Annotated in this window: 14 protein-coding genes; 9 read left to right on the forward strand and 5 right to left on the reverse strand. The window is 71.0% G+C overall.

Going from position 1 to position 14006, the window contains the following annotated elements:
• Positions 1-117 precede the first annotated feature (117 nt).
• Together N864_RS12685 and N864_RS12690 are read left to right on the forward strand one after the other, a co-directional pair.
• Positions 118-399, forward strand: a complete 282-nt coding sequence (locus N864_RS12685) for a F0F1 ATP synthase subunit epsilon (protein WP_034717273.1) — start codon at positions 118-120, stop codon at positions 397-399.
• Positions 400-408: 9 nt separating this feature from the next.
• The gene (locus N864_RS12690; RefSeq protein ID WP_034717276.1) at positions 409-846 is read left to right on the forward strand and encodes a DUF2550 domain-containing protein; all 438 of its coding nucleotides are present in this window, start codon (positions 409-411) and stop codon (positions 844-846) included.
• 152 nt (positions 847-998) lie between these two features.
• On the opposite strand, the gene N864_RS12695 is transcribed toward N864_RS12690, so the two are convergent.
• Positions 999-1619 carry a cob(I)yrinic acid a,c-diamide adenosyltransferase gene (locus N864_RS12695; RefSeq protein WP_034717279.1) on the reverse strand — a complete coding sequence of 207 codons (621 nt, stop codon included), beginning with the start codon at positions 1617-1619 and terminating at the stop codon, positions 999-1001.
• 31 nt (positions 1620-1650) lie between these two features.
• Here N864_RS12695 and murA point away from each other — a divergent pair, with 31 nt between their 5' ends.
• From murA to N864_RS12715, 4 genes are all read left to right on the forward strand, one after another.
• On the forward strand, positions 1651-2937 hold the full coding sequence (murA, locus tag N864_RS12700) for a UDP-N-acetylglucosamine 1-carboxyvinyltransferase (RefSeq protein ID WP_034717281.1): 1287 nt from the start codon (positions 1651-1653) through the stop codon (positions 2935-2937).
• Positions 2938-3073: 136 nt separating this feature from the next.
• The gene (locus N864_RS12705) at positions 3074-3433 is read left to right on the forward strand and encodes an STAS domain-containing protein (RefSeq protein WP_034717283.1); all 360 of its coding nucleotides are present in this window, start codon (positions 3074-3076) and stop codon (positions 3431-3433) included.
• Positions 3434-3555: 122 nt separating this feature from the next.
• Positions 3556-5574: a protein meaA gene (locus N864_RS12710; RefSeq protein WP_051518536.1), complete on the forward strand. Its 2019-nt coding sequence runs from the start codon at positions 3556-3558 to the stop codon at positions 5572-5574.
• 31 nt (positions 5575-5605) lie between these two features.
• A complete protein-coding gene (locus N864_RS12715) occupies positions 5606-5959 on the forward strand; it encodes a hypothetical protein (protein WP_034717285.1) in 354 nt (117 codons plus the stop codon).
• Here the strand turns inward: N864_RS12715 and nucS are convergent.
• On the reverse strand, positions 5956-6651 hold the full coding sequence (gene nucS, locus N864_RS12720; protein WP_034717287.1) for an endonuclease NucS: 696 nt from the start codon (positions 6649-6651) through the stop codon (positions 5956-5958). The genes N864_RS12715 and nucS overlap by 4 nt on opposite strands.
• A gap of 106 nt (positions 6652-6757) precedes the next feature.
• On the opposite strand from nucS, the gene N864_RS12725 reads away from it, so the two are divergent.
• Both N864_RS12725 and N864_RS12730 read left to right on the forward strand, forming a co-directional pair.
• Positions 6758-8536 carry a 3-hydroxyacyl-CoA dehydrogenase family protein gene (locus N864_RS12725; protein ID WP_034717289.1) on the forward strand — a complete coding sequence of 593 codons (1779 nt, stop codon included), beginning with the start codon at positions 6758-6760 and terminating at the stop codon, positions 8534-8536.
• 97 nt (positions 8537-8633) lie between these two features.
• Positions 8634-8942, forward strand: a complete 309-nt coding sequence (locus N864_RS12730; RefSeq protein WP_034717292.1) for a hypothetical protein — start codon at positions 8634-8636, stop codon at positions 8940-8942.
• A gap of 296 nt (positions 8943-9238) precedes the next feature.
• Here the strand turns inward: N864_RS12730 and N864_RS12735 are convergent, their stop codons facing one another.
• The 3 genes from N864_RS12735 to mce form a co-directional block, all read right to left on the reverse strand.
• Entirely contained in the window at positions 9239-10609 is a 1371-nt protein-coding gene (locus N864_RS12735) for an AI-2E family transporter (protein WP_081793782.1), read from the reverse strand.
• A 65-nt stretch (positions 10610-10674) separates the two neighbouring features.
• Positions 10675-12012, reverse strand: a complete 1338-nt coding sequence (gene ccrA / locus N864_RS12740; RefSeq protein WP_034717297.1) for a crotonyl-CoA carboxylase/reductase — start codon at positions 12010-12012, stop codon at positions 10675-10677.
• Between the two features lie 253 nt (positions 12013-12265).
• On the reverse strand, positions 12266-12709 hold the full coding sequence (gene mce, locus N864_RS12745) for a methylmalonyl-CoA epimerase (RefSeq protein WP_034717299.1): 444 nt from the start codon (positions 12707-12709) through the stop codon (positions 12266-12268).
• A gap of 137 nt (positions 12710-12846) precedes the next feature.
• Here mce and N864_RS12750 point away from each other — a divergent pair.
• Positions 12847-14006 (forward strand): acetyl-CoA C-acetyltransferase (locus tag N864_RS12750; RefSeq protein WP_034717304.1); only part of this gene is annotated, 1160 nt, incomplete at its 3' end.

The following is a 14006-nucleotide window of genomic DNA, read 5'->3' on the forward strand; positions in this document are numbered from 1 at the left end:
CTTCCCAGGAAGCGCGCCCAGCGGCATACGGGCGGGCCTTCCGGCACCCGGCCGGCGGAACGGGCCGGTCGGGCCGGGGCATACACTTCTGACACTGTTTGAGATCCGGAGGAACACGTGAGTTCACTCAAGGTTGAGATGGTCGCTGCCGACCGCAAGGTGTGGGAGGGCGAGGCGAAGTTCGTCCGCGGCCGCACCGCGAGCGGCGAGCTCGGCATCCTGCCCGGCCACACGCCGCTGCTCGGCGCCATCGTCTCGGGCGAGGTCACCATCGAGGCGATGGACGGGTCGCGTCACCACGCCAAGGTCGACGGCGGGTTCCTCTCGGTCGACTCCGACGTCGTGACGATCGTGGCCGAGCACGTCGACGCCTCGTCACTGCACGCCGCCGGACACTGAGGACCTGCCGTGCCGTCCGCGCTCGTCTCGACGGAGATCGTGGTCGGCACGCTGTTGGTCGTCGTCGCGCTGGTCCTCGTCGTGACGTACGCGCGACGGCGCTACATCTCGCGGGGCCTGCCGCTCACGGTGTGTGCCCTGCGTACCGAGGCCGGCAAGCGCTGGCGCCTCGGCCTGATCCGATTCGGTGACAACGCCCTCGAGTGGTACACGCTCGGGGGCGTTTCGCTGCGCGCGCGCCACCGCTGGCCGCGCCAGACCCTGTTCGTCGAGACGCCGGAGCCGCTCGGCGCAGGGGAGTCGATCCCCGTCATCCCCGGCGCCCAACGCGTGCCCTGCTCCTCACGCCGCGAGCACTTCGAGCTCGGCCTGCCCCACGACGACTACACCGCGCTCCGGTCGTGGCAGGAGGCCGCCCCGCCGGGCTTCAACGTCAACGTCGCCTGAGCCAAGGCGCGAGGACCCGAGCGAGGAACGAGGGAGGCCCGGAGCGCCGGTTCGGCTCAGGCGACAATGAGGAACGTCGCCTGAACCAACCGGTTCGAGGTATTCGCCGGACAGATGCGACGGGGGATTACCTCGAACGAGTGGCGGTGGTGCTACTTCTCGGGCTTCTCGATGCGGCCGCCGCCGGGCTGCCAGAGGACGTCACCGCCGATCGGCAGGTTCGCGACGCGGGCGAGGATGAACAGCAGGTCCGAGAGCCGGTTGAGGTACTTCGCGGTCAGGACGTTGACGCCACCGGTCCCGCGCTCCGAGCCGGGCGCGTCGCCGTGCTGGGCGATCGCGGCCCACGCGGACCGCTCGGCCCGACGCACGATCGTCGTGGCGAGGTGCAGGTACGCCGACCCGGCGGTGCCGCCGGGCAGGATGAAGGAGCGCAGCTTGGGCAGACCCTCGAGGTAGCGGTCGCAGTCGGCCTCGAGGTCGTCGATCCAGGGCTGGTCCACGCGCAGCGGCGGGAACTGGTACGTCTCCTGCAGCGGGGTCGACAGGTCGGCGCCGACGTCGAACAGCTCGTTCTGGACCCGCAGCAAAGTCGTCCTGACGTCCTCGTCGAGGTCACCGGCCGCGATCGCGATCCCAAGGGCCGCGTTGGCCTCGTTGCAGTCGGCGTAGGCGCGCAACCGGGGGTCGGTCTTCGTGGTGCGGGAGAAGTCGCCGAGCGCCGTCGTCCCGTCGTCGCCCGTGCGGGTGTAGATCTTCGTCAGGTTGACCATGCACCCAACTGTCGCAGATAGGGTCTCTCGGGTGAGAGAGCGGTTCCGGATCTGCGGCGGCGCCCGCCTCGTCGGCGAGGTGGACGTCGTCGGTGCCAAGAACAGCGCCCTCAAGCTCATGGCCGCCGCCCTGCTCGCGCACGGGCGAACCACGCTGACCAACGTCCCGGCCATCGCGGACGTGACAATCATGGCGCAGCTGCTGCGCAGCCTCGGGGTCGAGGTGGACTACGACGCCGTGACCGGGGTGGTCGTGCTCGACGTGCCGGAGACGGTCGGGCACCGCGCGGACTACCGGCTCGTCCGGGCGCTGCGTGCCTCCATCTCCGTGCTCGGTCCACTCGTGGCCCGCACCGGCGCCGCCGACGTCGCCGTCCCCGGCGGGGACGCCATCGGGTCACGCGGCCTCGACCTGCACGCCGCCGGGCTCGAGGCCCTCGGCGCGTCGGTCCACGTCTCGCACGGCTATCTCGTCGCGACCGCGCCCCATGGCCTCACCGGCACGGAGATCCGGCTCGAGTTCCCCAGCGTCGGCGCGACGGAGAACATCCTCACGGCGGCGGTGCTCGCACGGGGCCGCACCATCATCGACAACGCGGCCCGGGAGCCGGAGATCGGTGACCTCGCGGACCTGCTCACCGAGATGGGCGCCCAGGTCAGCGGCGCCGGCACCTCGTGCATCGTCGTCGAGGGGGTCGATGCGCTGAAGCCGACGACCCACGCCGTGGTGCCCGACCGGATCGCGGCCGGCACGTGGGCCTTCGCCGCGGCCACCACCCGCGGCGACATCGAGATCGTCGGCGGGCGCACCGACCACCTGCGTGCCCCGCTGGCCGCCCTCGAGCGGGCCGGCTGTCGGATCGAGACCACCGCGCGCGGGTTCCGCGTCGCGGCCGGCCCCGAGCGGCCCACGGCCTTCGACGTGGCGACGCTGCCCTATCCCGGCTTCCCGACCGACCTGCAGCCGTTCGCCATCGCCTACAACGCGGTCGCGTCGGGCAGTGCCATGGTGACCGAGAACCTCTTCGAGGCCCGCTTCCGGACAGTCCAGGAGCTTGCCCGGCTCGGCGCCGACGCGCAGGTCGACGGCCACCACGTCATGGTGCACGGGGTGCCGATACTCTCCGGCGCACCGGTCCAGTCGAGCGACATCCGGTCCGGCGCTGCCCTCGTCATCGCGGGTCTCGTCGCCGAGGGCGAGACGCTCGTCAGCGGCGTGCACCACATCGACCGCGGCTACCCGCGCTTCGAGGAGGCGCTGTGCCGGTTGGGGGCCGATGTGACCCGCGAGCCGGACGAGGACCTCTGGGAAGACTGAGCGGAGCGTCCGCTCGGCGACGGTCACGGCACTTCTCGCGACTTTGGTATTTCTTGACCCTTTCTTGACTCCCAGAGACAACGTTTTCGTTTGCTGGCGCGTCATCATGGTGACGGCAGCAGGAGAGGGGTCACCGATGACGCTGAAACGCCACCGCAGGACGCCGGTCCACGTGCTCGACGCGCCCGACGGTCACGACGTGATCATCGAGGGGCGACTCGATGTCCATACGGTCCCGGACATCCGCGACGCCCTCCACGAGGTCATCGCCCGGGGCCCCGGCGAGCTGCGCCTGCACCTCGCGAAGGCCGAGATCGGGGACGCCACAGGACTCGGGGTCATCGTGCACATCCACCGCCGCGCGCGCCGCGAGCAGCGCCGGCTCTGGCTGGTCGGCTCCTCCGAGCGCACGACGCGCCTGCTCCGCGGCTGCCGGCTCGAGCGGATCCTCGCTCCGGACCACCTGCATCACACTGTGTCGACTCTCACCGCCTGAGCCACTCCCCGGCCCACCGGCGCGCGGGTACGTTCACTGGCATGCCTGAGCAGGACCCGAGCCCGCAGCCCGAGCCGCCGCAGCCCGCCGTGTCACGGCCCGTCCGTGACCGCCCCTGGGTCATGCGCACCTACGCGGGCCACTCGAGCGCCGCGGCCAGCAACGAGCTCTACCGCCGCAACCTGGCCAAGGGCCAGACGGGCCTGTCCGTCGCCTTCGACCTGCCGACGCAGACCGGCTACGACCCCGACCACGTCCTCGCCCGCGGTGAGGTGGGCAAGGTCGGGGTGCCGATCAGCCACATCGGCGACATGGCCGCGCTCTTCCGGGACATCCCGCTGCGCGACATGAACACCTCGATGACCATCAACGCCACGGCGATGTGGCTGCTCGCCCTCTACCAGGTCGCGGCCGAGCAGCAGGCGCAGGAGGCGGGGGAGGACCCGGCCGACTGGGTGCGCGCCCTCGCCGGCACGACGCAGAACGACATCATCAAGGAGTACCTCTCTCGCGGGACCTACGTGTTCCCGCCGGCGCCGTCCCTGCGGCTCATCACCGACATGGTGGCCTACACCGTGCGCGAGATCCCCAAGTGGAACCCGATCAACATCTGCAGCTACCACCTGCAGGAGGCCGGCGCCACCCCGGTCCAGGAGCTCGCCTTCTCCCTCTCGACCGCGGTCGCCGTGCTCGACGCCGTCCGCGACTCGGGGCAGGTGCCCGCCGACGAGTTCGCCGACGTCGTCGCCCGGATCTCCTTCTTCGTCAACGCCGGGGTGCGCTTCGTCGAGGAGATGTGCAAGATGCGCGCCTTCGTCGAGCTGTGGGACGAGCTGACCCGCGAGCGCTACGGGGTGACCGACGCCAAGGCACGCCGCTTCCGCTACGGCGTCCAGGTCAACAGCCTCGGCCTCACCGAGGCGCAGCCGGAGAACAACGTCCAGCGCATCGTCCTCGAGATGCTCGCCGTGACCCTCTCCAAGGACGCCCGCGCCCGCGCCATCCAGCTGCCCGCCTGGAACGAGGCGCTCGGCCTGCCCCGCCCGTGGGACCAGCAGTGGTCCCTGCGCCTGCAGCAGGTCCTCGCCTACGAGTCGGACCTGCTCGAGTACGAGGACCTGTTCACCGGCTCGGTCGTCGTCGAGCGCAAGGTCGCGGAGCTCGTCGCGGGCGCGAAGGCGGAGATGGACCGCATCGAGGCCATGGGGGGTGCCGTCGCTGCCGTCGAGTCGGGCTACATGAAGTCCGCCCTCGTGGCGTCGCACGCCGAGCGACGCCGTCGCATCGAGGCCGGCGACGAGGTCATCGTCGGGCTCAACAGGTTCGAGACGACCGAGCCCAACCCGCTCACCGCCGACCTCGACACGGCGATCCAGACCGTCGACGCGAGCGTCGAGCAGGCCGCTGCGGACGCGGTCCACGAGTGGCGCGAGCGCCGCGACGCCGACCCCGACAAGCACGCCCGCGCCGAGCAGGCACTGGCCCGGCTGAGGTCCGACGCGGCGGCCGGCACCAACCTCATGGCGGCCTCGCTCGAGTGCGCCCGGGCGGAGGTGACGACGGGCGAGTGGGCGGCCGCGCTGCGCGAGCAGTTCGGCGAGTACCGCGCACCCACCGGGGTGTCCGCGTCGGTCGGCGTCACCTCGGCGGAGCCGGGCGGCGGGCTCGCCCGGGCCCGGGAGGCGGTCGCGCGCACGAGTGAGGAGCTCGGCGAGAGGCTGCGGATCCTCGTCGGCAAGCCCGGCCTCGACGGGCACAGCAACGGTGCCGAGCAGGTCGCCGTCCGGGCTCGCGACGCCGGCTTCGAGGTGGTCTACCAGGGCATTCGGCTGACCCCCGAGCAGATCGTCGACGCCGCCGTCGCCGAGGACGTCCACCTCGTCGGTCTCTCGATCCTCTCCGGGTCGCACATGGAGCTCGTCCCCGACATCCTGCAGCGGCTGCGCGACGCGGGCGCGGACGACATCCCCGTCGTCGTCGGCGGCATCATCCCGGAGTCCGACGCCGCCGCCCTCAAGCAGGCCGGCGTCGCGATGGTGTTCACCCCCAAGGACTTCGGGCTGAACGAGATCATGGTCGAGATGGTCGACGTCATCCGCACCTCACGGGGGCTCAGCCCGCTCGCGACAGTGCCGGCCTGACGGCGCCGGCCCAGCGGCATACAGTCGAGTCGTGAGCGACCTGCAATGTGCTGCGCGCTTCGTCGTCGTCGACGACGCGGGGCTGGGTGACGTCGAACGGCTCGTCGGCCGGCTGGCGGGCGAGCGCGTCGCCGCGGTGTATGCCGCTCACCCCCTCGCGGGGGACGCCGCGGTCACGCGGTTGGCGGCGGGGCTCGGCGTGCCACCGGTCGCGGTCGACGGCGACCTCGACTTCGGCGGGGCCGGCTACGACGACCTCGCCGACCGGCATCGGGGCGAGACGGCCGTCGTCGTGCGTCCGGGTCAGGCGGCCGACCCGACCCTGCTGCTGGTAGACGCGGACGGCTTCGCCACCGCGCCGTTGGACGAGAAGCCGCTGGACTAGAAGAGGCGCGACTCCGCGTCGTCGATGCCTTTGAGCGCGTCGTAGTCGAGCACGACGCAGCGGATGCCGCGGTCCTCGGCGAGGGTGCGGGCCTGCGGCTTGATGGCCTGCGCGGCGAAGACACCCCGGACCGGGGCGAGGTGCGGGTCCCGGTTCATCAGCTCGAGATAGCGGGTCAGCTGCTCGACCCCGTCGATCTCGCCCCGGCGCTTGATCTCGACGGCGACGCTCGTGCCGGTGTGGTCCTTGGCGAGGATGTCGACCGGGCCGATCGCCGTCATGTACTCGCGCCGGACGAGGGACCAGCCGTGGCCGAGGGTGTGGATGTGCTCGGCGAGCAGCTCCTGCAGGTGCGCCTCGACGCCGTCCTTCACCAGACCGGGATCCACCCCGAGCTCGTGGGCGCTGTCGTGGAGCACCTCGTGGATGCTCACCGTCAGGCTGTCGCCGCTCTTGGCGTGGACCACCTTCCACGCCGCGACGGCGCCCTCCTCGGCCTGGGCCTCGTCCGGCTCGACCTCGGCCATCGAGCACGGCGGCGCCATCCAGTTGAGCGGCTTGTACGACCCGCCATCGCTGTGGACGAGCACCGACCCGTCGGCCTTGACGAGCAGGAGCCGGGTGGCGAGGGGGAGGTGGGCAGTGAGCCGACCGTTGTAGTCGACGCTGCACCGGGCGATGACGAGACGCACGCCGACACCCTAACCGCCCGGCCCGAAGTGAGGGCCACCACAGCGTGGGGATGCTCACCCCGCGAAGGTCTGTGAGCGCCATCCGGGCTCTGCCAGACTCCGAGACATGGCACGGGACTTCACCAGCGTCGGCGTCATCGGGCTCGGCACCATGGGGGCCGGCATCGTCGAGGTCTTCGCCCGCACCGGCATCGACGTCGTCGGCGTCGAGGTCGACGAGCGGGCCCTCGAGCTCGGCCGGCAGCACCTGCGCACCTCCACCGACCGGGCCCTCGGCCGGGGCAAGCTGAGCCAGGCCGACGCCGAGGCGCTGCACGACCGGGTGCGGTACACGACCGACCTCGCCGACCTCGCCGACTGCCAGCTCGTCGTCGAGGCGGTGCCCGAGCACCTCGAGCTGAAGAAGGAGATCTTCGCCAAGCTCGACGGCGTCGTCGGGCCGGACGCGATCCTCGCGACGAACACGTCGTCGCTGTCGGTCACCGAGATCGCCGTCGCGACCCAGGACCCGAAGCGCGTCGTCGGCATGCACTTCTTCAACCCGGCCCCGGTCCTGCAGTTCGTCGAGGTCATCAAGACCGTCATCACGAGTGACGAGGTCTTCGAGGAGGTGAAGGCGCTCGCCGAGCGGCTGGGCAAGAAGCCCGTCGTCGTGGGTGACAAGGCCGGCTTCATCGCGAACGCGCTCCTGTTCGGCTACCTCAACCACGCGGTGTCGATGTTCGAGGGGAAGTACGCGACCCGCGAGGACATCGACGACGCCATGCGGCTCGGCTGCGGCTACCCGATGGGGCCGCTCGCCCTGATGGACCTCATCGGGCTCGACACGGCCTACGAGATCCTCGACACGATGTACAAGCAGGGCCGCGACCGGCTCCACGCGCCGAGCCCGATCCTCAAGCACATGGTCAGCGCCGGGCTGAAGGGCCGCAAGACCGGGCGCGGCTTCTACACGTACTCCGGGCCGGGCCAGTCGCAGGTGGTCGACGACGCTCTGACGCCGCGGGCCGCCGCGGCCGGCGGCCCGGCCCTGCGTCCGGTCGCCCGCGTGGGCGTCGTCGGGTCGGGCACCATGGCGACCGGGATCATCGAGGTGTTCGCGAAGGCCGGCCACGACGTCGTCTACGTCGCGCGCACCGGGGCGAAGGTCCAGGCCGTCGAGGCCGCCATCGGCAAGAGCCTCGAGAAGGCGGTCCAGCGCGGCAGGCTGACCGAGAGCGACCGGGACGCGGCGGTCGCCAAGGTCACGGGCACGACCCGCCTCGACGACCTCGCCGATGCCGACCTCGTCGTCGAGGCGGTCGTCGAGGACCTCAAGGTCAAGCAGGCGCTCTTCGAGAACCTCGACGAGATCTGCCGGCCCGGTGCCATCCTCGCGACGACGACGAGCTCGCTGCCGGTCATCGAGTGCGGCGCCGTCACCAAGCGGCCCCAGGACGTCGTCGGCATGCACTTCTTCAACCCGGCCCAGGTGATGCGCCTCGTCGAGGTCGTGCGCACCGTGTCGACCGACGACGACGTCGTCGCGACGGTGCAGGACCTCTGCCGGCGCATCGGCAAGCACCCGGTCACGTGCGGCGACCGGGCGGGGTTCATCGTCAACGCGCTGCTGTTCCCGTACCTCAACGACGCGGTCAAGATGCTCGAGGCCAACTACGCCTCCGCCGACGACATCGACACGGCGATGAAGACGGGCTGTGGCCTGCCGATGGGCCCGTTCGAGCTGCTCGACGTCGTCGGCCTCGACGTCTCCCTCGCCATCGAGCGCGAGCTCTACCTCGAGTTCCGCGAGCGTGGCTGGGCACCGGCGCCGCTGCTCGAGCACCTCGTGACGGCCGGCTACCTCGGCCGCAAGACGGGGCGCGGGTTCCGGACGTACGCCTGAGTCGCGCGCGAGGCCTCTGAGGCCTCGGGTGTCGTATGCCGCCCAGCTGGGTTCTCCGGGGACATCCCCGCTGCGCGGGGCTGGGAGAATGGGCGGTATGCCGTCCCGCCGCCGCCCGAGCAAGCACGCGCGGCCCCATGTCCCGCTCGACGTGACGCGGCTGCAGGGCGGGGCGACGCGGGAGGAGGCGTACCGGGGCCGGGCCTGGACGGTGCGCTCCGTGAGTGGTGCCTCGGCGAGCCGCGCCTACCTCTGCCCGGGGTGTCAGCAGGACATCGCGCCGGGCACGCCCCACGTCGTCGTCTGGCCGGCCGACGGCGTCGGCGGCCTCGGGGACCGGCGGCACTGGCACAGCGGGTGCTGGCAGCGGCGCGACGCCCGCCCGTCCGGGGCCTCCTACCGCTGACCGTCGAGCGAGCGCGAACTCCGGCCCCCACCCGTCGAGCGGACCCGGGCCTGCGGCGCTCCCATGGAATGGGGCAAATAGGGCAGAGCCGGAGGTTTCGGCTCGGACGGACGGCTATTTACGTGCCAGTGAGCCCGAACTCCGGCCCCCGCCCGTCGAGTGAGCCCGAACTCCGGCCCCCGCCCGTCGAGTGAGCGCGAACTCCGGTCGCGAACCGGTGGACGAGCGGGCGGTCACGGGCGTGGGAGACCCGGCTCAGCGGCATACGGCCTCCTGGTCGGAGCCATGAGGCGACGTCAGTGTTGTCGCTGGCGGGGGACGAGCACCTCGTCGTAGATGAGCAGGAGCCCCGCGGCCGTCGGGATGGCGAGCAACGCACCGAGGATGCCCGCGAGGGTGCCTCCGGCGAGGGCGGCGACGACGGTGACGGCGCCCGGCACGGCGACGGTCCGTTGCATGACCCGCGGCATGACGGCGTAGTTCTCGATCTGCTGGTAGACGACGAAGTAGATGATCGCGATGAGGGCCTTCTTCGGCTCGTCGAAGAAGGCGACGATCGCGACCACGCTCGCGCCGAGGGTGGCGCCGACCATCGGGATCAGGCCGAGGAACCCGACCGCCACGGCCAGCACCGCGGCGAACTTCAGGTCGAGCAGCGTCATCATGATCCACGAGCAGAAGGCGTTGATGGCGGCCACGGCGACCTGGCCGATCGCGTATGACCCGACGCGGCGCATGATCTCCTCGGCGAGCGAGATGATGCGCGGACGCCGGCTGGCGGGGACGAGGCCGTAGGCCGCCTGCTTGAGGCTCGGCAGCGAGGCGAGGAAGTAGAGCGTCAGGACGAGCACCGTCAGCACCGAGAAGACCCCGCCGAGCAGGACCTTGCCCGTCTCGAGCACGCCGCCGAAGATGCCGGCCCAGAGGTTGCCGTCGGCGACCCGCTTGTTGATCTCGTCCTGGATCCGGGCGATGACCTGGTAGCGGTGGTCGAGGTCCTGGACCCACTGGTTCTGCAGCAGCCCGTCGAGCATGTGGGGGGCGTTGTTGGCCAGGTCGGTGCTCTGGGTCGCGACGGGCGGGATGACGACCCAGCCGAGCAGGACGAACACGACGAGCAGCCCGAGGAAGACGATGGCGACGGCGAGGCCGCGGCGGATCTTCGCGCGGGTCAGTGCCTCGACGATGGGGTTGAGGGCGAGGGAGAGGAACAGGGCGACGATGAGCAGGGTGATCGTCGTGCCGAGCTTGCCGACGGCCTGGACGAACGCATACGCGACGAGGACGCCCAGCGCCCCGACGAAGCCGATGTAGAACGGCGACTGGCGGTTGAAGGGTGTGCCGACCGGCCCGTAGCCGCGACCCGACCGGTCGCGTGCACGGCCGCGCTCGGCCGGCCCGGCGGTGCGTTCCGACTCGGCTGGCCCGCTCTGCTCGTCCGGTGCACCCGGCTGCCGTTCGCCCGCCCCTGTCGCGCCGCCCGCGAGGGTGCTCACGAGGAGGTCGTGTGCCAGCTGCTCGTCGTCGGCAACCTGACCCTCGACGTCGCCGAGGTGGGGTGGCTCAGGGCGCAGCACCTCGTCCGCGCCCGGACCGTAACGCCCCTCGCGGATCTGGGCCAGCTTCTGCCGCTGGGCGCGGCGGTAGTCAGTCCAGCGTCGCCACATGGTCACCTCCGGGCACCGAGCCTAGTGGCGCGGTCCCCGGAGGCGGGTGCGACGCACAGGATGGGTCACTGGTTGCGGAACCGGTTGATCTGCGTCTCGAACTCGGCGCGCTTGTCGGGGTTCGTGACGCCGAGGCCCGGCTCCGGCGAGAGCGTCAGGACGCCGACCTTGCCCTGGTGGGCGTTCTGGTGGACGTCGAGCGCCGCCTGGCCGACCTCCTCGAGCGAGTACGTCTTGGACAGCGTCGGGTGGATCAGGCCCCGGTTGATCAGCTCGTTGGCCTCCCACGCCTCGCGGTAGTTCGCGAAGTGCGAGCTGACGATCCGCTTCAGGTTCATCCACAGGTAGCGGTTGTCGTACTCGTGCATGTAGCCCGAGGTCGATGCGCAGGTGACGATCGTGCCGCCCTTGCGAGCGACATACACGCTGGCGCCGAACGTCTCCCGGCCCGGGTGCTCGAAGACGATGTCGACGTCATACCCGCCGGTCAGCTCGCGGATCCGCTTGCCGAGGCGCTGCCACTCCTTCGGGTCCTGGGTCTGCTCGTCCTTCCAGAACCGGTACCCCTCGGCGTTGCGGTCGATGATCAGCTCGGCCCCCATGGCGCGGCAGATGTCGGCCTTCTCGGGCGAGGAGACGACGCAGACCGGCGTCGCACCGCCGGCCAGGGCCATCTGCGTCGCGTAGGACCCGAGGCCACCGGACGCGCCCCAGATGAGGACCCGGTCGCCGAGCTTCATCGCGGCTCCGTGCTTGGAGATCAGCTGCCGGTAGGCGGTCGAGTTGACGAGCCCCGGGGAGGCGGCCTCCTCCCAGGTCAGGTGGCCGGGCTTGGGCATCAGCTGGTTGGCCTTGACGATGGCGAGCTCGGCGAGGCCGCCGAAGTTCGTCTCGAAGCCCCAGATCCGCTGCTGGGGGTCCATCATCGTGTCGTCGTGGCCGTCGGCGTCCTCGAGCTCGACCGACAGGCAGTGCGCGACCACCTCGGTGCCCGGCTTCCACTTCGTCACCCCGGGGCCGACGCGCAGGATGACGCCGGCGAGGTCGGAGCCGACGACGTGGTAGGGCAGGTCGTGCCGCTTGGCGAACTCCGAAGTGCGCCCGTAGCGCTCGAGGAACCCGAACGTCGCGACCGGCTCGAAGATCGACGTCCAGACCGTGTTGTAGTTGATGGCGCTCGCCATCACGGCGACGAGGGCCTCGCCGGGCGCGAGCTCGGGGACGGGCACGTCGTCGATGTGGAGGGACTTGCGCGGGTCCTTGTCCCGGCTCTCGATGCCCTCGAACATGTCGACCTCGTCCTTGTGGACGGTGGCCCCCCGGTAGGTCTTCGGGATCTCGAGGTTGGCGTAGGTCTGCTCGGACCGGTCCCCCGAGAGGATGGCGTCGCGAATGGCCTGCATGTCGAATCCCTTTCGCAGGATTGGGGTCACTGGCGGTGCGTGGGTCGACCGTAGCGACGGCCTGCTACTGCCCGGTCACCTTTGAGACTCCCACCACACGGTGACCTGAGTCACGGGTTCCGGGCACATCGAACACCGCCGGTATGCCGCTCAGCTGTGTCCCGGGAGCCCCTTGCCTTCCGCGGTGGTGACCCTCCGAGCCGGCGCGCGGTCCGGGCTCGGAGCCTGCTCGGGGGCCGCAGGGCTGGGCGGGCTAGTGAGCCCCCTCGCTGGCGGGCTCGACGAGCTCGACGAGCACCCCGCCGGCGTCCTTGGGGTGGACGAAGTTGATCCGGCTGTTGCTCGTGCCCCGCCGCGGCTCGTCGTAGAGCAGGCGCAGCCCGCGCTCGCGCAGGGTCGCCGAGACGGCCTCGATGTCGGTCACCCGGTAGGCCATCTGCTGGATCCCCGGGCCGCTCCGGTCGAGGAACTTCGCGATCGTCGACTCCGGTGAGAGCGGGGCGAGCAGCTGGATGCACGAGCCGGAGTCGCCGACGCCCATCATCGCCTCGCGGACGCCCTGTTCCTCGTTGCGCTCCTCGTGGAGCTTGGTCATGCCGTACTTCTCCTCGTAGAACGCGATGGCCTCGTCGAGGTCAGGCACGGCGATGCCGACGTGGTCGATGTGGGTGAAGAGAGGTGTCGACAGCTCAGTCATGCCTCGACCCTAGGGCCGTGCCGCGGTGCGGGGGGAGGGCCGTGGCGTGTGCAGTTCGTCATGGTCGACCCGGCGCCCGCAGGGGTCGCGGTTAGAGTTGGACGGACATCCCCGAAGACGTTGGAGAGGGCTTCGCCATGAGCAGTTCTGACCGTCCCGTGTCCGTCATCGTCGCTGGAGCCCGCACCCCGATGGGGCGCCTGCTCGGCTCGCTGAAGGACTTCTCGGGCTCGGACCTCGGCGGCATCGCAATCAAGGGTGCCCTCGACAAGGCAGGGGTGGCGCCGGACCAGGTCGACTACGTGATCATGGGGCAGGTGCTGCAGGCGGGGGCCGGCCAGATCCCGGCCCGTCAGGCGGCCGCGGCGGCCGGCATCTCGATGAACGTCCCGGCGATCACGATCAACAAGGTCTGCCTCTCGGGCCTGAACGCCATCGGCCTCGCCGACCAGCTGATCCGTGCCGGTGAGGTCGAGGTGGTCGTCGCCGGCGGCCAGGAGTCCATGACGAACGCACCGCACCTGCTCGAGAAGAGCCGCGGCGGGTTCAAGTACGGCGACGTGACGATGCGCGACCACATGGCCTACGACGGCCTCTGGGACGCCTTCACCGACCAGGCGATGGGCGCCCTCACCGAGGCCGCGAACAAGGGCGACCAGGCCTTCAGCCGCGAGGAGCAGGACGAGTTCTCGGCGCGCAGCCACCAGCTCGCCGCCAAGGCCTGGAAGGACGGGCTCTTCGAGGACGAGGTCGTCCCGGTCTCGATCCCGCAGCGCAAGGGCGAGCCGCTCGAGTTCAAGAGCGACGAGGGCATCCGTGCCGAGACGACGGCGGCCTCGCTCGCCGGTCTCAGGCCGGCCTTCGCCAAGGACGGGACGATCACGGCCGGCTCGGCCTCGCAGATCTCGGACGGGGCATGCGCGGTCGTCGTGATGAGCAAGGCCAAGGCGGAGGAGCTCGGCCTGTCGTGGCTCGCCGAGATTGGCGCCCAGGGCATGGTCGCCGGCCCCGACTCGAGCCTGCAGCAGCAGCCGGCGCGGGCGATCGCCCTGGCCTGCGAGAAGGAGGGAGTCAGCCCCGCCGACCTCGACCTCGTCGAGATCAACGAGGCCTTCGCGGCCGTCGGCCTGGCCTCCGCCAAGGAGCTCGGGCTCGACCTCGAGAAGGTCAACGTCAACGGCGGCGCCATCGCCCTCGGCCACCCGATCGGCATGTCCGGCGCCCGCCTGGCCCTGCACCTCGCGCTCGAGCTGCAGCGTCGCGGCGGCGGCGTCGGCGCCGCGGCCCTCTGTGGCGG

The organism is Intrasporangium chromatireducens Q5-1 (assembly GCF_000576575.1).
Lineage (GTDB): Bacteria > Actinomycetota > Actinomycetes > Actinomycetales > Dermatophilaceae > Intrasporangium_A > Intrasporangium_A chromatireducens.

Bases quoted from the DNA above. Each gene is read 5' to 3' on its own strand.
- N864_RS12695 (WP_034717279.1), bottom strand. From the start codon at position 1,619: ATGGTCAACCTGACGAAGATCTACACCCGCACGGGCGACGACGGGACG.
- N864_RS12705 (WP_034717283.1), top strand. From the start codon at position 3,074: ATGACGCTGAAACGCCACCGCAGGACGCCGGTCCACGTGCTCGACGCG.
- N864_RS12710 (WP_051518536.1), top strand. From the start codon at position 3,556: ATGCGCACCTACGCGGGCCACTCGAGCGCCGCGGCCAGCAACGAGCTC.
- N864_RS12725 (WP_034717289.1), top strand. From the start codon at position 6,758: ATGGCACGGGACTTCACCAGCGTCGGCGTCATCGGGCTCGGCACCATG.
- N864_RS12730 (WP_034717292.1), top strand. From the start codon at position 8,634: ATGCCGTCCCGCCGCCGCCCGAGCAAGCACGCGCGGCCCCATGTCCCG.
- N864_RS12735 (WP_081793782.1), bottom strand. From the start codon at position 10,609: ATGTGGCGACGCTGGACTGACTACCGCCGCGCCCAGCGGCAGAAGCTG.
- ccrA (WP_034717297.1), bottom strand. From the start codon at position 12,012: ATGCAGGCCATTCGCGACGCCATCCTCTCGGGGGACCGGTCCGAGCAG.
- mce (WP_034717299.1), bottom strand. From the start codon at position 12,709: ATGACTGAGCTGTCGACACCTCTCTTCACCCACATCGACCACGTCGGC.